Source organism: Serratia sp. SA088, from assembly GCF_049065515.1.
Classification (GTDB): Bacteria; Pseudomonadota; Gammaproteobacteria; order Enterobacterales; family Enterobacteriaceae; genus Serratia; species Serratia nematodiphila.
Window position 1 is genome coordinate 1 of record NZ_JBAKGW010000002.1, and the last position, 18,160, is coordinate 18,160.

The following is an 18,160-nucleotide window of genomic DNA, read 5'->3' on the forward strand; positions in this document are numbered from 1 at the left end:
GGTGCCGGCAATCATGCCGGCCAGGGCATGGGAATGCCCGATGGTATCGCCGACGCGAGCCGCTTCGGTCATCGTAAGTTCCTTTTACGCAAAGAGTTCATCGTTAGGCCGCCCGGTAGCTGTTCAGCACCTGCTGCAGCAGCGCGTCGTCTTGCGGCATCAGCTTGCGCGCCATCGCCAGAGTGAATACCAGCACCCGCCCCTCCGCCAGCGCGAACACCGCCTGGTTCTGCCAGATGCGTTTGCCGTCGCGCAGGTAGCTGGCGCGCACCCACACACCGGCGGCCAGCCCATCGCCCAACGTCGCCGGTTCGCGGCTTTTGAACGCCCAGCCTTTCAGCCCCTGCGCCAGCGCATCGAGCTGGCGGGTGACGTACCCTTCCAGGCTCTCCGCCGGCTGCAGCGCATCGCGGGAAATATTGACTGAGGGGGAAACATCATCGCCGGCCAACAGCACGTTGACCGTGCGATCGGCATAGCCTTCCGGCAAAGCGACGCTGCCTTCGCTGAAAGCGCAGCGGGATAAAGCGGACATGCGAGGATCCTTTTGCATAAATAATGCTTAAGCATCGCATAACTTAGCCTTGAAATAAAACCATCAGATACGGCGAATGTTGCGCGGCGTGACCGCGTTCACTGTGCAAAAGAGCGGTGCCGGAATCTGGCCGGGAATCAAACCGTCATATTACAGAATTATCTGAATCCACCGGCGCGCCGCCGCGCCGATTATGGCTATACTCGGCTTTCGTCCGTTTTTCAGGAGATCAGGATGCTGAGATTCACCCGTAGCGCGCTGCTGTGCGCCGCGCTGGCCGCGTTCGCCGCCGGCGCCGCCGAAACGCCGACGTTCGGCCCGGAGCTGCAGGGCTTTCACTACCCCTACCCGTTGCAACAGTTCAGCTTCACCTCGCAGGGGCAGCCGTTAAAAATGGGCTATATGGACGTGCCGCCGGAAGGCACCGCCAACGGCCGCACCGCGCTGTTGCTGCACGGTAAAAACTTCTGCGCCGCCACCTGGCAGGACACCATCAAGGCGCTGAGCAAGGCCGGTTATCGCGTGATCACGCCGGATCAGATCGGCTTTTGTTCCTCCACCAAGCCGGCGCATTACCAGTACAGCTTCCAGCAGCTGGCGCAAAATACCCACGGCCTGCTGCAGAACCTGAACATCAGCAAGGCCATCGTCATCGGCCACTCTACCGGCGGCATGCTGGCCACGCGTTATAGCCTGATGTACCCGCAGGCGGTGGAACGGCTGGTGATGGTCAACCCGATCGGCCTTGAGGACTGGAAGGCGAAAGGCGTGCCGTGGCGCAGCGTCGATCAATGGTTCGCGCGCGAGCTGAACACCTCCGCTGAGAGCATCCGCAATTATGAGCAGCACACTTACTACGGCGGCCACTGGAAGCCGGAGTACGATCGCTGGGTGGACATGCTGGCCGGGCTGAACAACGGGCCGGGCCATCGCCTGGTGGCGTGGAACTCGGCGCTGATCTACGACATGATCTTCACCCAGCCGGTGTATTACGAGTTCAAGGATCTGCAAACGCCCACCACGCTGATGATCGGCACCGCCGACACCACCGCCATCGGCAGCGATATCGCCCCGCCGGCGGTCAAGGCCGCGATCGGGCATTATGACGTGTTAGGCAAACAGGCGGCGAAACTGATCCCGCACGCCACGCTGATCGAGTTCGCCGGGCTCGGCCATGCGCCGCAGATGGAGGAGCCGGAGCGTTTCCATCAGGCGCTGCTCAAGGCGCTGGAACCCTGAGCGGCCGGTTGGCGCGGCCGCTGCACGGCGGCTAAACTTTCAGCTGGCACTCAATTGCAGGAGACAGCCATGCGACAGATTATTGCCAGCGCGTTCGTCAGCCTCGACGGCGTGATGCAGGCGCCCGGCGGGCAGGACGAAGACCGCAGCGGCGGCTTTCGCTTCGGCGGTTGGACCGCCCCCTACTGGGATGACGCCGTCGCGGAAACGATGAGCGATCTTTTCTCGGCGCCTTTTGATTTGCTGCTCGGGCGGCGCACCTACGATATTTTCGCCGGCTACTGGCCGCAGATCACCGACGAGGCCGACCCGTTTTCGGCCGATATCGCCCGCACGTTCAATCAGGCCACCAAGTACGTCGCCACCCACCACGGCGAGACGCTGGCGTGGCAGAACAGCCAGTGGCTGGGGCGGGACATCATCGCCCGGCTGCGCGAGCTGAAGCGCGGTCAGGGGCCGGTGCTGCTGGTGCAGGGCAGCAGCACCCTGATGCAACAGCTGCTGGCCAACGATCTGGTGGACGAACTGCGCCTGCTTACCTACCCGGTGCTGCTCGGCGGCGGCAAGCGGCTGTTCGATGAAAACGCCGCGCCGGCGGCCTTCACGCTGACCCAATCGGTGGTCTCGCCCGGCGGCGTGATCGTGGCCCACTACCGCCGCGCCGGCGAGGTGGCCACCGGCGACTTCACGGTGGAAAGCGCGGCGGCGGCCCAGTCGTAAAAAAAGGGCCGTTCGGCCCTTTTCTCTTCCCCTTCATCACCCTCAGGCAAACAGAATATCGCTCTGCTCCACCTGCCCGACCACGTGGATCTTGAAGTCGGCGGCGTAGCTGTTGCTCTGGGTGTTCATCAACAGATCGGTGGTGCCGTTGAAGGCGTCGAAGTTGAGCTGGATCTCGCCTTTCTGGCCGCTGAAGGCGCTGCCGCTGTCGATAAAGCGCAGCTCGCTCAGGCTGTTGTTGAAGCGCAGGCCGGAGAGATCGATCTTGTCGATGCCGTGCTCGAAGTCTTCAATCACGTCGAACGCCGCCACCGTGGACTCTTTGGCGTTGAGATAGACGAAATAGTCGGTGAAGTTATTGGCGTCTTTGCCGCCCCACAGATGATCCGCCCCCAGGCCGCCGTACAGGATATCGGAGCCGGCGTTGCCCGCCAGCAGGTTGTCCTGATCGTTGCCGATGATCAGATCGCGCCCGCTGCCGCCGATGGCGTTCTCGATGATCGCCCCGCGCGCGATGGCGACGTTCTGCGTGCCGCCGCCGACGCTGGAGAACGCGCCGTCGTTGAGGTTGATCATCTGCTGCTGGCTGTAGCCTGAGAAGTCCAGCGTGTCGTTGCCGCCGGCGTCCCACACCGCGAAGTTGACCGGTTTGCCGTTGTCCGCCGTGGCGGTCAGGAAATCGCGCCCGGTGTTGGAGTTGAAGCCGTACACCGTGTCGCCGGTGCGGGTGTTCATGTTGGCGCCGTACAATTTTTGGATCGCGGCGATGTCATCCACCATCGGGCCATAGCCATACACCCCTTTGGTGTCGGCGCCGGTGTAACCGGCGTTGAAATAGCTCATGATCGAGTATTGCAGCGAATCCTGATAATAAGCCGCGTCGTTCTGGTAACTCGGGTTGCCCAGCGACGCGTCATAAGATCCCGGGTGCGCCAGCCCCAGGGCATGCCCCAGTTCGTGGGTGAAGGTCTGGCTGCTGAAGTCGCCGCTAACCGGCGCCTTATGGGTGGCGAAGTTTTTGTTAAACCACACCGTGCCGGCGAAGGCGTTATCGCTGCCCGATTTGGAACTCGGCGGGTAATAGGCGTAAGCGTTGATGGCATTCGGGCCGCTGCCGGCGGCGGTGCTGCCGTCGGCGCGCTGGGTGAAGTAAGCGAAGGTAATATCCGCGCGGTGGTTGATATCGGTGGACGCCGCCTCGGTAAAGGTCACGTTCGCCACGTCGGCCCACGCCTGCATCGATTTCAGCGCCTGAGCCTGCGCCGCCAGGGTCAGCGGCTGCAGCCCCTTGTCGCCGTCGCCGGTCTGGCCGATGCGGTTCAGCGCGCTCTGCGTCAGGAAGGAATAGGTCAGCGCCACCGGCTGGTGATACACCTGATCGCCGTTGTGCGTCAGGCCCGGCCGCGTCAGCTGATCGGCGGCGCGATCGAAGCTGAAGTTATCGCGGATTTTACCCAGGTTGTTGATGGCTGCCCCGCCGCGCTGGTTGCTGTACAGGTTAGCGTTGTCCAGCGTGAACAGCGCGCCGTAGCCCAATCCGTCATAGGGGCTGCCGGGCTGGTGATAGTAAAACTGATAGTTGTGATCGTTGGGGGATGTGGCGGCCAGGCTGGTGAACTCATCGTCATCTTGCAAAATGTCGTTGTGGCGACTGCTCATTGCATTCTCCTTTTACACAGTAGGAATCCACTCGCTTTGTAAGACTATTCATCAGTCGTTCTAATCTAAGCCAAGGCTTAGGATTGACCAGTATAGTAATTAACCCCGACGGCGCGAGCCCACGCCGCCGCGCATCACCGCGCCGGGCGTTAAGGCGGAAATAATCATAACGATCTGTATTAGCGCAGTATTAATGAGAAAGATAAGCGTATCGGCGGGCTAATGACTCGTCTTTTTGGGCATGTTATCGCCGGTTAGATCAGAATTATCGAGGATTAAAAAACCTAATCCTTGCCTCATCATCCTGCCGGGAACGTGCTAAGGTGTGAACGGACAGCCGAAAGGAGTGACCCGATGCCAACCCATTTCCTTATGCGCGCCTTGCGCCGCGCCAGCCTGACAGGAGTCATTATGAGCGTATTGTGCAGCAGTGCCCTGGGCAGTTCACTGCCGTTGCTGGAACCCGCCGCGCTGAAGGGCGACTGGCAGCTCGCCGCCATCGGCGACGGTAAAACCGTCTGCGAGGTGCAGCTGAGCGACGAAGCGGTAGCCAATACCAACGCCTTCCGCTTCAGCGCCTCAGCAGAATGCCTGCAGCCGCTGGCGCTGCACGCGCTGCCGGTCGCCTGGCGGCCAACGCCGGACGGCATGACGCTGACCGACGCCGAAGGGAGTATGGTGGCGTTTCTGGCCCTGACCGCGCCGAAGCGCTATGAGCTGATCGACCGCAACGGCCCTTCGCGCTTTGTGCTGATCCCGCGCTAATCCTTCAGGCGAACAGCAAGCCAAGCAGCGCGCCACCGGCCAGCACCCACAGCGGATGGAGGCGCTTGCTCATGCTCAAGCCCGTCGCCAGCGCCACGATCGCCGCCAGCCGCCAATTGGGCGCGGAAGCCTCGGCGATCAAAAGGCCGCTGGCCACCACCAGCCCCACGGTCAGCGGCACCAGCCCGGCCTGCACGATGCGGCGCCACGGGCGATCCTTAAAGCGCCGCCAGGCGCCCATCACCAATAGCGTAACGATGGAAGACGGCCCGAACTTGGCGACCGAAGACACCAGCAGCCCCGCCCAACCGGCGACGTGCCAACCGACCAGCGGCACGATCATCATGTTCGGCCCCGGCGCGGCCTGCGCCATGGCGAACAGCGCGCTGAACTCCTGGGCGCTCATCCACTGATGCACCTCCACCACCTGCCGCTGCATCTCCGGCAGAATGGTCATGCCACCGCCGAACGCCAGCAGAGAGAGCTCGGTGAAGATCAGCGCCAACGCAATCAATACCCCGCTCATGACGGCCACCGCCACATCAGCAGAATGCTCAGCGGCGCCAGCACCAGCATGGTCGGCAGCAGCGGCAGGCGCAGCCAGGCAATGGCGATCAATGCCAGCGCCACAATCGCCAGCGCCGCCCACTTGCCGCGCAGCGGCAGCAGCATCTTAATCCCGGTCGAGAGCAGCAACCCGGCGGCGGCGGCGGCCAGACCGGCGAACACATGCTGCACATGAGGATCGTTTTGGAAGCGGGCGTACACCACGCCCAGCCCCACCACAATCGCCGTCGGCGCACTGATGAGACCCAGCAAGGCGCACAGCGCGCCGCGCAGCCCGCGAAACTCCATGCCCACCGCCACCGACAGGTTGATCACGTTGCCGCCGGGCAGGAACTGACACAGCCCGAGCAGCTCGGTGAATTGTTCGCCGCTCAGCCAGCGCCGGCGTTCCACCAACATGCTGCGCGCCATCGGCAGCACGCCGCCGAAGCCGATCAACCCCAGCCACAGAAAGCCCAAAAACAGCGCCGCGTTGCCCGGCGCTGCCGCCGGGTGCGGTTTTATCGTATTGATATCTGACATGACATTGCCGTTCCACATCGCTTGTTTTGATGTCTGGTATCATGCGCGCCGCCGTGCCATGATGTCTAATGCATTCCGGAACAACGAAAGATACCTTTGAGGTATGGTTATGATTGAACTGCGTCGCCTGCGGGCGTTCGTCACCGTGGTGGAAGAAGGCAACATCACCCGCGCCGCCGAGCGGCTGTTTATCCAGCAGCCGCCGCTGACCCGCCTGTTGCAGGGGTTGGAAGACGAATTGGGCGTGAAGTTGTTACAACGATTGCCGCGCGGCGTGCGCGTCACCGAAGCGGGCGGTGTGCTGTTCGAAGAAGCCCGCGCCCTGCTGGCGCGCGCCGAACGCCTGCGGGAAGCGGTGCAGCGCGCCGCCCGCGGCGAGCAGGGCCATATCGCCATCGGTTTCACCAGTTCCGCCGCGCTGCACCCGTTCGTGCCCAACCTGCTGCGCCGCTACCGCGACATCCTGCCGGGCATCACGACTCAGTTGGAAGAGGCCGGCAGCGGCGAACTGATGGAGGCGTTGCTGGAACAGCGCCTCGACGCCGCCTTCGTGCGCTCGCCGGCCAACGGCATTCCCGGCCTGAGCGTCGAGCCGGTGCTCAGCGAGCCGATGATCGTCGCTCTGCCGCTGGGCCATCGGCTGGCGCATGAGACGCAGCAGCCGCTGCCGTTGGCCGAACTGGCCCACGAGGCGTTTATTCTCTATCGCCGCCCGGCCGGCCAGGGGCTGTACGACGCCATTCTGGCCGCCTGCCACCGTGCCGGCTTCAGCCCGCGCATCGTGCAGGAAGCGCCGCGCCTGCCGGCCACCCTCAGCCTGGTCGGCGCCGGATTGGGGGTGTCCATCGTGCCCGGTTCGATGCGGCGGCTGGGCGGCGACGGCATCGTCTACCGCACTCTCGCCGAAGAAGCGCAGCTCAGCGCCCCGCTTTACCTGGCGCTACGGCGCAGTCCGGCCTCGCCGATCGTCGAGCGCTTTCGGCAACTGGTGCTGGAGACCGTGGGGCAGTCATAAAAATAGCCCGAACGGCCAATAAAAAATGACGTTCGTTTATTATTTATTTAAATTAGCCGGCGACTAAAATTAATCCCACCCAATGACTATTCAACTTCCGTTTAATTAATTAAACCTGCACTCACTTAGTAACAAACGCAAACAAATAAGCGCCTACGCAATACCTTCCAGCCGCTAGGATTTAAGGGTCACAGCCTATTTCCGCCGATGACAAAAATCATTTCAATGGCGATCGCGCCTTCCCTGTCGCCTGCTTCTGCAGGCGCACGGCTTTATATTGGAGAAAATGCTATGCTATCGCGTCGTGATATATTGAAAGTCTCCGCCGTCAGCGCGGCCGCCGCCGGCATGATTGGCGGCATCGCCAAAAATGCCGCTGCTGACGACCATCGCAATATCGTGCCCCCCAGCAGCTATCAGCCGCCTGCCGATGCGCAGCATCTCTATAAATACAAATTCACCGATAGCAAAAAGCGCAGCCTGCCCAGCGGCTGGGCGCGCGAAGCCACCGTCGAGCAATTCCCGATCTCCGAGGGCGTGGCCGGCGTCGACATGACGCTGGAACCGGGCGGCGTGCGCGAACTGCACTGGCATGCCATCGCCGCCGAATGGGCGTTTATGCTGGAGGGCCATGCGCGCATCACCATTCTCGATCCCGAGGGCAAATGCGAAGTGGCGGATTTCGGGCCCGGCGACGTCTGGTATTTCCCAAAAGGTTACGGCCATTCCATTCAGGCGTTGGCGGACGGCGCGCATTTTATTTTGGCGTTCGATAACGGCCATTTCTCCGAATTCGGCACCTTCAGCATCACCGATTGGGTGGCGCATATGCCGAAAGAGGTATTGGAAAAAAGCGTCAACATGCCGGCGGCGGTATTTTCCAAGGCCAAACAGGGTGAAGCTTATATTGTCGGCGGCGCCGTTCCGCCCGCCTTGCCATTGCCGAAAAACGACGGCGGATTAAATAACGCCCCGCTGACCCACCGTTATGAATTAATGAAGCAAAAGCCGTTCTTTGAAAATGACGCGGGCAGCGTCCATTTGGTGTCGTCGAAAGAATTCCCCATCTCCACCACCATGACCGGCATCATCGAGATCGTGAAACCCGGCGCGATCCGGGAATTGCACTGGCACCCCAATGCCAACGAATGGCAATACTATATCTCCGGCAAAGGCCGAATGACGGTGTTCAGCTCGCACGGCCACGCGCAGACGGAAGAGTACGCCCCTTCGGACGTCGGTTACGTGCCGCAGGGCTTCGGCCATTACATCGAGAACATCGGCGATGAGGATTTGAAGGTATTGATCGTGATGGACAACGGCATTTATCAGGATATTTCGTTGTCCGACTGGCTGGCGAAAACCCCGGCCTACCTGCTGGCGGACAACTTCAATAACCAGGTTGAAGACTGGCAGGATCGGCCGAAAGACAAACGGGTGATGTCGCGCCGCAGTCGCTGACGCCACGGCGAGGGAGAAACTCCCTCGCCGCTTTTCTTTACTGCTTACGCTGCTCCGCCACCTGTTTGGCGGTGACTTTGCCCTGCTTGTCGCCGAAATGGCCGACCACAAAGTTGGCGACCGCCGCCACTTCCTCGTCGGAATAGGCGCTGCCGAACGCCGGCATCATCTCATGCCGCTCGCCGACGCTGATGCTCGTCCCCTTCAGGATGGCCTGCACCACGCTGCGCCCCTGCGGATCGTTCACCGCCGTGCTGCCGACCAGCGATGCGTACTCGCTCTGGCGGCCCGGCCCGTTCCACTGGTGGCAACCGCTGCAGTCGTTGGCGAACACCCGGCGCCCAAGCGAACTGTCTTGCCCGCCCGGCAGGATCGGCGTGGAAGCCCCCGCGCCCTTCGGCTGCAGGTTCACCGCCGCCGCGCCGTCGCCGGCGATAGGCTCGATGTCGCGCAGGTATTTCACCAGCGCCAGATTATCTTCCGGCGTCAGGAACTGCAGGCTGTTTTCCACCGCCTCCGCCATCGGGCCGGCGGCGCTGCTACGCCCCGGCGCATGGCCGGTAGTCAGATATTGCGACAGCTGCTGGTCGCTCCAGCCGCCGATGCCGGTCTGTTTGTCCGGCGTGATGTTGGCGGCGAACCAGCCCTGCACCACTTCACCGCTCAGGTGCTTGCTCTGGTTAAGACCAAACCCCAGATTGCGCGGCGTATGGCACTCGCCGCAGTGGCCCAGCGCCGTCGCCAGATAGGCGCCGCGATTCCACTGTTCATCCTTGTTGAGATCCGGCGCGAAGCGCTGCTCCTGGAAGAACGCCAGGTTCCAGAATTTCATGCCCCAGCGCTGGTTGAACGGGAACGACAGCTCGTTTTGCGGGTTGGCCTGTTTCACCGGCGGCAGGCTGAACAGATAATCCTTGATCGCCAGCACGTCGTCGCGGCTCAGCCCGGTGTACGAGGTATAAGGCATCGCCGGATACAGGTTGCCCTGCGGGCCGATGCCCTCACGCACCGCGCGCACGAACTGATCGTCGCTCCAGTTGCCGATGCCGGTCTCCTTGTCGGCGGTGATGTTGGTGCCGTAAATGGTGCCGAACGGCAATTTGAAGGCGAAGCCGCCCGCATAAGGCGCGCCGCCCGGCGCAGTGTGGCACGCCACGCAGTCGGCGGCGCGCGCCAGGTACTCGCCGCGCGCCAGTTTGTCGGTCATGCCGGCCGGCGCCCCGGCGATCGGCGCCGCCGGCTCAGCGCCGGTGGGCCGCAGCAGGGTATACAGCGCGTACCCTCCCGCCAACACCACCACGGCGATAATCAGCCATAACAGCCCTTTCAAGGCATTGCTCATCGCATCTCTCCCTAACCCAACGCCTTGGCGGCCTGGTGGATGGCGGCGCGAATGCGCACATAGGTGGCGCAGCGGCAGACGTTGCCGCCCATCGCCGCGTCAATGTCCGCATCGCTCGGATCCTTGCTTTGCGCCAGCAGCGCGCTGGCGCTCATGATCTGGCCGGACTGGCAGTAACCGCACTGCACCACGTCCAGATCAAGCCAGGCTTCCTGCACCGCCTTGCCTTCCGGCGTGGCGCCCACGGCTTCGATGGTGGTGATTTTCTTGCCGACGGCGGCGGAGACCGGCGTCATGCACGAACGCACCGGCACGCCGTCCAGATGCACGGTACAGGCGCCGCACATGGCGATGCCGCAGCCGAACTTGGTGCCGGTCAGGCCGGCTTCGTCACGCAAAAACCACAGCAGCGGCATGTGCGGATCGCCCTCAAAGGTCAGCGGCTGATCGTTTACGGTTAAATGAATCATCAGGTTCTCTCCTTGTCAGACGCCGGATTCGCAGTGGGATTATGCAGCGGCAGGCTCAGCGAAGTGCGTGGCCGCCCGAGCAGCGCCAGCGCATTGCCGACCGCCGGGGCGATGGTCGGCACCCCCAGCTCGCCCACGCCGGTCGGTTTCTCGGTCGAGGGCACGATGATCACCTCGATCTCCGGCATCTCATCGATACGCAGCGGGCGGAAGTTATTGAAATTGGACTGTTCGACCACGCCGTCTTTCAGCGTGATATTGCCGTATAGCGCCATGCTGAGGCCGTAACCAATGCCGCCCTCGATCTGCGCGCGGATCACGTCGGGGTTCACCGCCACGCCGCAATCCACCGCACACCACACTTTATGCACTTTCGGGATGCCGCCTTCGCCGATCGACACCTCGGCCACCTGCGCCACATAGGTATCGAACGCCTTGGCGACGCCCACGCCGCGCGCGCGCCCGTCCACCACCTTGGCGCCCTGCCAGTCGGCGGCTTTAGCCACCGCCCGCAGCACGCCCGCCGCGCGCGGTGCATCGCCCATCAGCGCCAGCCGCCCTTCGACCGGATCCTGCCCGGTTTCCTGCAACAGCTGATCGATAAAGCTCTCCACCGCGTGGCCGGTGTGGGTGCTGGCGACCGACCGCAGCGAGGTGGTCGGCACCTTGCCGGGCACGATGTGCGCATCGCAGCGGAAGGCTTCGAAGGTGTATGACACCTCGCTGGCGCCCTCGACCATCATTTGATCGAGCCCGTTGACCACCAGCGCATCCATCGCGCTGTGGCGCGTCCAGGAGTGGCCGACCACGGTATCGATCCACCCCACCACCTTGCCGCCGCGAATGGCGCCGCGCAGGCGGTGCAGGATCATCGGGCGATACCAGCCGTTGCGGATGTCGTCCTCGCGCGTCCACACCACCTTCACGCCGTGACCGGGGCCGATGCCCTTGGCCGCCGCCGCCATGTCGGCCGCCAGATCCGGCCCCAGCGTCGGGTTGCCTAAATCGATGCGCCGGCCGAAGCTGCCGCCCGCCAGAATGGTTTCAATCTGCACCTTCTCCGGCGGCAGCTCGAACAGATCGCACAGCTGCTTATGGTCAAGCGTCTGGATTTGGCAACCGTAGCGCGCCTTAACGCTCTCGCCGTCCCAGAACAGATAGCCGTCCAGCGGCTCCATCGGCGCGTGGGCGACGTACGGGAAGGTGTATTCAGCCTCGATCACCTTGTCGGCCTTATCGAACACCTCGTCCGGCTTGCCGTGGCTCTTCGCCACCACGCCGGTTTTCTGCGCCACCTGGCGGAACTCGGCGTAGATCTCCTCGGTGTTGCGCCGTTCGGCCTGCGCATCGTCCCAGGTGACCCTCAGCCGTTCCCGCCCCTGGATCGCCGCCCAGGTGTTTTTGGCGTAAACCGCTACGCCGGTGGCAACCTGTTTCACCGCCACCACGCCCGGCACCGCCAGCGCCCGCTCGGCGTCGAAGGTCGCCACTTTGCCGCCGAAACGCGGCGGTTTCTTGATGGTGACGGTCAGCATGTCCGGCTCGTGGATATCCTGCGAGAACTGCGCGCTGCCGTTGGTTTTCGCCAGCGAATCGACGCGGTGCAAACCGCGCGTTTTGCCGATCAGGATGAAATTGGCCGGGTCCTTCAGCGTCAGGCTGGCGGGATCGGGCGGCGGCAACGTGGCGGCCAGCGCGGCGAACTCGCCAAAGCCCGCTTCTCGCCCGCTGGCGGCATGGCGGATCTTGCCCGCCTGCACGGTGATTTCCTGCGCCGAGGTTTTCCAGCTCTGCGCGGCGGCCTGCACCAGCAGCGCGCGCGCCATGGCGCCCATGCGCCGCATTTGCTCATAGGCATTGGCCACCGAACTGGAACCGCCGGTGCCCTGGAATCCGAACGCCAGGTTCTTGTAGATATTGGTGTCCACCGGCGCGGCCACGACCCGCACCTGCGCCCAGTCGGCGTCGAGCTCTTCGGCGACCAGCGTCGCCATGCCGGTATAGACCCCCTGGCCCACTTCGGTGTGTTTACTGATGACGGTGACGACGCCGTCGGCGCCAATCTGAACGAAGGCGTTGGCGTCTAACGCCGCCGTGCCGGAGGCGGCCGGGGCGTTCGAGCGCGCCAGCGCGCCGGTGGACGGCAGATAGGCGCCGATCACCAACGCCCCGGCGCCGACGATAAACCGCCGCCGCGAAAGCGGAACTTGGGATATGCTCATTGCTCATGACTCCAAAAAAACCGAAGGCGTCACTGCCTTCGGCGAAACAACTCTTGTTATGGGAATGGCTTGCCGCGCCGGTCAGGTGACATAGCGCAACAGAGCAATAATTAGCGTAGCCTATTATTCAGCAGGCCTAATCTTGATAAGGGATTTTCTGTTGGAGAATCGTGCGGTGCGGGCGGGAACCCGCACCGGGAGTCAGCTCTGCGTCGTCGCCAGAGAGGAGAAGACGCTGAGCAGGCGGATTTGCGCCGCCATGTTGTCGCTGTCGAAGGCCACGGTGAGCGCGTCCTGGCGCTGCACGCCGGGCACCAGGCTGAACAGATCCGCCAGCACCGGTTTGGCCGCCATCAGCGTCAACCGGTAAGGTGGCATGAAGCGGCGCTCCACCGGCAGTCTGGCGCCCTGGCGCACCTGCTGCATCGCCCGCTCGCGGATCTCCGCCCGCGCCCGCTGAGGGCTGAGCGATTCGGCGGCGGTTTGCGAGATGGCGCGTTTCACGCAAACATAGCCAGATTGCGGATAACGTTCAGCGATCCAGCGTTGCAGCTCGTCGTCACCGCTCACCAGCCACAGCGGGACGTTCAACTCGGCCGCCGCCGCCGCATACAGATCGCTTTCGCCTACCACCTCGCCGTTCAGGCTGACGCGGTAAAAGGCCCGGCCATTGATGGTATGCGCCAGCACGCCGCGTTCGCCGGCGGCGCTGTGATAACCGATACACATCAGGCCGTCATAACGTTGATGCTGCAGCCCTTCCACCATCGATAGCCCGCGCGGTTTGCCCTGCACCAGGCGCGCCCGCGCATCGATGCGATCGGCGCGCAGGTTCTGCATCATCGCGTGGCTGTCGGCCACCGTCACCTCGGTGGCGCCGCCGGCAAAAGCGCCGTCGATGGCGGCGTTGACCTCCTGCTCCATCAGCTCGCGCGCCGCAGCATAGTCAGCATGGGCCGGGTTGCACTGCTCCGGCCGCATCACGCCGGCAATACCCTCAATATCCGCAGAGATAAAGACTTTCACATCACACTCCCGTTATTTAATTTGCCGCCAGCCGATCGAGCAGCGGGCCCAACGCCATACGATCGTGCTGCTGGAAACCGCTGACGCCTTCCGCGCTCAGCAAGGCATCCAGCACCGCGTATTCGGTGGCGTCCGCCGCCGCCGCAAACAGCGGCTCCAGCCGTTCGTCCGGCAACGTCGCCCCCAGCAACCGGGTGGAAAACGCCAGCGCGATATCGCCGGAGCCGTGCCCCCAATGGCTGCCCACCCGCCCCAAACCGGCGCCCGCGCGGCGGGCGATGCGGTTCAGCTGGCGGCTGTCCAGCGCCCGATCGCAGGCGATGATGATAATGACCGAACCGGCGTCCACCTGCGGCGGCGGATCCGCCAACAGTTTGCCCAGCGCCTGGCCAACGCGCACGCCGCTCAGCGTCAGCGAGTCGAGGGTGCCGAAGTTGGCCAGCACCAGCACGCCGAGCGTGGTGCCAAGCCCTGGGCAATAGCGCGAGGCGGTGCCGATGCCCCCTTTCAAGCCGAAGCTGCTCATGCCGCGCCCGGCGCCGACGCTGCCGCGCGCAAAGCGGGTGGAATGGTTATCCAGCGCGCTGAAGACGTGCTCCTCACGCACCGCCATCGCCTGAATATCGTTGAGGTAGCCGTCGTTGCACTCCAGCACCAGCGGGTTGATGGTGGCGCTGCCGCGGCCGATCTGCGGGTAACGCAGACAGCTGCGCCGCACCATGGCGTTGAACAGCGTGCCGACGGCGAAGGTGTTGCTCAGCAGAATAGGCGTTTGCAGCACCCCCAGCTCGTTCAGCTGCACCAGCCCCAGCGGCTTGGCGAAGCCGTTGAGCACCGCGCTGCCGCACGGCAGCGGCTGGTTAAACAGATCGCCCGGCGGCACGATGGCGGTAACGCCGGTCTGGCATTCGCCGTCGGCCAGCGTGTGATGCCCGACGCTGACGCCCGGCACGTCGCACAGGGTGTCGGTCGGGCCGGCCGGATAGCGCGCGCCCGGCAGGCGGCGATGGCGCCGCCAATAGCTCAGCAGATTGTCGAGGCTTTGTTGTTCAAACGCCTGGCTGTCTGTCATGGTTCCCTCATCCGCCGTCAGCCCATCAGAAAACCAGAATATCGCGCAATGCGCCGCGCCGTAAATTGAAAGCCGAAGCGAGCAGCAAAAATAGCCTTGCCCCATCGCCATTTATTGGGTTTTTAGGGGGGAACAGTGAAAATGGCCGGTGCCGCGGGTGATACCCCCCTTATCCCAAATGTATAACCCGATCTGCCGACGCAATGGTCGTTTCACGGTGGGCAATGATCAGCTTAGTGATATTGAGTCTCTTGATGGCCTGATTCACCACAGCTTCGCTCTCCTTATCCAGCGCGCTGGTGGCCTCATCCAGAAACAAAATAGCCGGTTTTTTGTAGATTGCCCGGGCTATGAATAGCCGTTGTTTTTGCCCGCCGGACAATCCTTCCCCCAACTCGCCAATCAGTGTTTCATATCCCATAGGCATGCGTAAAACCACGTCATGCAGATAGCTGGCACGGGCACAGGCTTGCATCCAGGCATCGTCCACCTCGTCCGCAAACCCGCAAATATTTTCCCGGATCGAGCCGGAGAACAGTTTGTCGTCCTGCATCACGCAGGCAATCATTTTGTGGTAGTTGTTGATGCCGAGCTGGCGGATATCGACACCGTTCACCTCAACCCGCCCTGAATCCGGGGTAAACAGTCCGCACAACACCTTCATCAACGTGGTTTTGCCGGCGCCGGACGGGCCCACGATGGCCACGCTTTCGCCCGGCGCAACGCTGATGTCCAGGCCATCAAAGATAGCCGGTGACTGGCTGTCGTAACGATAGCTCAGGGCATGGGTCGTCAATCCCAAAGGTTGCAGCCCCGCCGTGTAAGGGTGATCGGGTTTACGCGCCTCCCGCGGATGCAGGGCGATATCGGCAATGCGCTCGTTATGCAGGCTCATCATGCGCAACTGCAGCAAAAATTCCGTCAGCGACCCGATGCGGTCGGAGAACTGGCCCCGAAAGGCGCCGAACGCCACGAACATGCCGAGGGTCATCTGGTTATCGATCACCAGGCTGGTTCCCAACCACAGAATGACGATCTGGTCGCACGCCGCTATGAAGGTGTTGATCCCGCCAAACAGCATGTCCATCCTGGTGACGCGGATACCCGTGTTGATGGTGTCAATTTCAAGGTTTAGCCAGTGGGCGATGCGGCGTTCTGCCATACCCTGCATCTTGACGGTAGCGATACCGTACAGCGTTTCCATAAAATACGAGCCGGCCCGCGCCTCTCTCACCAGCGCCTCCTCGGACAGCTGACGGTAATATCCATAGGTCAGCAGCCGCATCAACACATAAAGCGCAGTGAAACTGAGCACTACCCAGGTCAGCCAGCCGCCATACAGCACCATCATCACCAACACACCGATCACCATGATGCCGTCCATGATGGCGCCGACGATACTGGTGGTGAAAGTGCTGCGCAGCGTATCCAGCGAACCGAAGCGTGATTGAATGTCACCCAGCTTACGCCGTTCAAAGTAACCGAGTGGCAGGCGCAGCAGATGGATGAACAACCCGGACTGCCACTGCACGTTGATAAGCGTCGCCATGACCAATCCTGACCATGCCCGCACCATGCCGATGGCAGCCCGCAACAAGATAAACAGCATCAATCCGGCGCAGATGAGCGACAGTAACCCGCGATCTCCGGCGGGAATGGCGTGATCCATCACCAGCTGCGTGCCGATGGGCATCACCAGGTTGATGGTTTCGAACACCAGAGACAGGCAAAAGATTTTGCCGAGCGCCCCCTTGAGGCCATGCACGCTGCCGATCAGCGTGCGAAGATGAATGCGATGGCGGACGCTGTCGGCGGTGAATTCGCTGCCGGGCCAGGCCTCAAGCGCTACGCCGGTGAAACTGTGCGACAGTTCCGTCAGGCTGACGGCCCGGCGCCCGCGCGCCGGATCGTGCAGCACCGCGCGGTGGCCTTTGACGCTGACCAGCACCACGAAATGGTTGAATTCCCAGTGCAGAATGCAGGGCAGTTTTAGCGCACCGAGTTCGTCCAGATCCAGAGACAGAGGACGGGTGCTCAACCTCAATTGCTCGGCGATACCGGTCAGTCCAACCAATGTGGCACCGCGGGATGACAGATTGAACTGCCGGCGCAGCGCGATCAGGTCGATGTTTTTGCCGTAATAACCGCAGATCATCGCCAGACAGGCCAGCCCGCATTCCGACGACTCGGTCTGGTGCACCATCGGAACCCGGTGGCGCAGCCGCAGATCCAGTTGGCTGACCCGCTGTTTGAATGTGCTCCTACTCATTGACCGGCCCCGTCGCACTGTGTTTCATGTCGTAGAACGGCGACAGCATCCATTGATACATCTTCCTTTTTTCCAGAAACAGAGTGCTTTGCGCTTTCATGCCGTTTTCCAGGCTCAGACGTTTACCATCGTAAGCAATGGATTGTTTTTCCGGGATAACGATCACTTTGTAGTAAGGCACGGCGGCGGTCAGCGCCGCTTTGGGCGCCCCCTGGTAGGTCAGCATTTCCTGCGGTGAGGCCGGGGCTTTGGAGATGACGGACACTGTGCCGGCGAACTGGCCGAACTTCTCCGCCGGAAAGGCGTCATAGCGCACATTGACCTTATCGCCGGCGGCAATGTAGGGGATGGCGTCGTTGGGCACCCACAGTACCAGGGCATAGCGATCGATGTTTTGCGGAATAATCTGCAGCAGACTGTCGCCAATGTTGACCATCTGGCCAACCGTGACGCTCAGCGAATCGATGCGGCCGCCGGCCAGCGCGCGAACGATAATATCGCCAGTGGCATCGATGTTTTGCCGCTCCTTTTGCAGCTCGTAGCGCTGCAGCTCCATCTGGTAGATCTGGTTGTCGAATTCGGCAGCCTGGGTATGGATCTGGCTTTCCAGCGCGGTGATCTGCAACGCATTCTGTTCGTTCTGGCCGGACAGGCCCAGCAGGTTGTTCTGCTGCTGGTAATACAGCGCCACCTGATTGGTGAGCTGATCCTTATTGATCAGCCCCTGGGTCTGATAGTGCCGGTAGTTCTCCATGTTTTCCTTCATGATGCGTATCCCTTCCTGGGCGCGTTTGAGGATATCGGTGGAGCGGGTGAATGCAGCGGTGTATTGCGCCTTCTGTTGTTCCAGCATGATAAGCGTGGCCTGCTTGCTGCTTTCCAGTCGGCTGATGATTTGCGCAATGCGTGCCAGCTGGCCATCAATATCCCGGCGCTGGTTATCGCTGATCACACCGCTACGGGTACTCTTGCTGACGTCGATCTGGTAAATGGGGGCACCAGCGGCAATCACCTGCCCTTCGGTGACAAATTGCTTGACCACTATCCCCTGAACGGCGGAATAAACGTTGGCGGCTCGCGGATAAGTGCTGATCTCGCCGGTCACGTTGACCCGCCGGGTATAGGTACCGGCGATGGTGAAGGTGAGAAAAGCAATGAGGAAAAACAGGCACAGCCCTGCCGTGAGCCAAAAGGGAATGCCGGGTAGCAGGAGCGCCCTGCCACGCCATTTCATTTTCTGATTCTCGATCGCTTCCTGGCGAAACATGATCAGCGT

At 62.3% G+C, this 18,160-nt stretch carries 16 protein-coding genes; 5 read left to right on the forward strand and 11 right to left on the reverse strand.

Annotated features, from left to right (window positions below; all coding sequences use genetic code 11):
* Nucleotides 1-103 precede the first annotated feature (103 nt).
* Nucleotides 104-535, reverse strand: coding sequence for a DcrB-related protein (locus tag ACOWVD_RS04880; protein WP_197763740.1), 432 nt, complete (start codon nt 533-535; stop codon nt 104-106).
* A gap of 234 nt (nt 536-769) precedes the next feature.
* Here ACOWVD_RS04880 and ACOWVD_RS04885 point away from each other — a divergent pair, with 234 nt between their 5' ends.
* Together ACOWVD_RS04885 and ACOWVD_RS04890 are read left to right on the forward strand one after the other, a co-directional pair.
* Nucleotides 770-1,774 (forward strand): alpha/beta fold hydrolase, encoded by a 1,005-nt coding sequence (locus ACOWVD_RS04885; protein ID WP_197763741.1) that lies wholly within the window; start codon nt 770-772, stop codon nt 1,772-1,774.
* A 69-nt stretch (nt 1,775-1,843) separates the two neighbouring features.
* On the forward strand, nt 1,844-2,494 hold the full coding sequence (locus ACOWVD_RS04890) for a dihydrofolate reductase family protein (RefSeq protein WP_164096040.1): 651 nt from the start codon (nt 1,844-1,846) through the stop codon (nt 2,492-2,494).
* A 42-nt stretch (nt 2,495-2,536) separates the two neighbouring features.
* Here the strand turns inward: ACOWVD_RS04890 and ACOWVD_RS04895 are convergent, their stop codons facing one another.
* Nucleotides 2,537-4,153 (reverse strand): serralysin family metalloprotease, encoded by a 1,617-nt coding sequence (locus tag ACOWVD_RS04895; RefSeq protein WP_197763742.1) that lies wholly within the window; start codon nt 4,151-4,153, stop codon nt 2,537-2,539.
* 411 nt (nt 4,154-4,564) lie between these two features.
* On the opposite strand from ACOWVD_RS04895, the gene ACOWVD_RS04900 reads away from it, so the two are divergent.
* Nucleotides 4,565-4,918, forward strand: a complete 354-nt coding sequence (locus ACOWVD_RS04900) for an AprI/Inh family metalloprotease inhibitor (protein ID WP_004940750.1) — start codon at nt 4,565-4,567, stop codon at nt 4,916-4,918.
* 4 nt (nt 4,919-4,922) lie between these two features.
* On the opposite strand, the gene ACOWVD_RS04905 is transcribed toward ACOWVD_RS04900, so the two are convergent.
* On the reverse strand, nt 4,923-5,444 hold the full coding sequence (locus tag ACOWVD_RS04905) for a chromate transporter (RefSeq protein WP_197763743.1): 522 nt from the start codon (nt 5,442-5,444) through the stop codon (nt 4,923-4,925).
* Nucleotides 5,441-6,007, reverse strand: coding sequence for a chromate transporter (locus ACOWVD_RS04910; RefSeq protein WP_015377810.1), 567 nt, complete (start codon nt 6,005-6,007; stop codon nt 5,441-5,443). The genes ACOWVD_RS04905 and ACOWVD_RS04910 overlap by 4 nt, the downstream gene beginning before the upstream one ends.
* Nucleotides 6,008-6,110: 103 nt before the next feature.
* Here ACOWVD_RS04910 and ACOWVD_RS04915 point away from each other — a divergent pair, with 103 nt between their 5' ends.
* Complete coding sequence (locus ACOWVD_RS04915) at nt 6,111-7,022, forward strand: LysR family transcriptional regulator (protein WP_088381557.1); 912 nt, start codon at nt 6,111-6,113, stop codon at nt 7,020-7,022.
* A 291-nt stretch (nt 7,023-7,313) separates the two neighbouring features.
* Nucleotides 7,314-8,483, forward strand: coding sequence for a cupin domain-containing protein (locus tag ACOWVD_RS04920; protein WP_015377808.1), 1,170 nt, complete (start codon nt 7,314-7,316; stop codon nt 8,481-8,483).
* A 37-nt stretch (nt 8,484-8,520) separates the two neighbouring features.
* On the opposite strand, the gene ACOWVD_RS04925 is transcribed toward ACOWVD_RS04920, so the two are convergent.
* The 7 genes from ACOWVD_RS04925 to ACOWVD_RS04955 form a co-directional block, all read right to left on the reverse strand.
* Complete coding sequence (locus ACOWVD_RS04925; protein ID WP_049240144.1) at nt 8,521-9,825, reverse strand: c-type cytochrome; 1,305 nt, start codon at nt 9,823-9,825, stop codon at nt 8,521-8,523.
* Nucleotides 9,826-9,836: 11 nt separating this feature from the next.
* Nucleotides 9,837-10,295: a (2Fe-2S)-binding protein gene (locus ACOWVD_RS04930; RefSeq protein WP_004940763.1), complete on the reverse strand. Its 459-nt coding sequence runs from the start codon at nt 10,293-10,295 to the stop codon at nt 9,837-9,839.
* A complete protein-coding gene (locus ACOWVD_RS04935; protein WP_049240143.1) occupies nt 10,295-12,517 on the reverse strand; it encodes a xanthine dehydrogenase family protein molybdopterin-binding subunit in 2,223 nt (740 codons plus the stop codon). Before ACOWVD_RS04935 ends, ACOWVD_RS04930 begins: the two co-directional genes overlap by 1 nt.
* Before the next feature lie 201 nt (nt 12,518-12,718).
* Complete coding sequence (locus ACOWVD_RS04940) at nt 12,719-13,543, reverse strand: M55 family metallopeptidase (RefSeq protein WP_015377804.1); 825 nt, start codon at nt 13,541-13,543, stop codon at nt 12,719-12,721.
* Nucleotides 13,544-13,559: 16 nt separating this feature from the next.
* The gene (locus ACOWVD_RS04945) at nt 13,560-14,615 is read right to left on the reverse strand and encodes a P1 family peptidase (protein ID WP_021504539.1); all 1,056 of its coding nucleotides are present in this window, start codon (nt 14,613-14,615) and stop codon (nt 13,560-13,562) included.
* A gap of 169 nt (nt 14,616-14,784) precedes the next feature.
* Nucleotides 14,785-16,884 (reverse strand): peptidase domain-containing ABC transporter, encoded by a 2,100-nt coding sequence (locus ACOWVD_RS04950; RefSeq protein ID WP_049240142.1) that lies wholly within the window; start codon nt 16,882-16,884, stop codon nt 14,785-14,787.
* Nucleotides 16,877-18,151 (reverse strand): HlyD family secretion protein, encoded by a 1,275-nt coding sequence (locus tag ACOWVD_RS04955; protein WP_049240141.1) that lies wholly within the window; start codon nt 18,149-18,151, stop codon nt 16,877-16,879. The genes ACOWVD_RS04950 and ACOWVD_RS04955 overlap by 8 nt, the downstream gene beginning before the upstream one ends.
* Nucleotides 18,152-18,160: the final 9 nt, after the last annotated feature.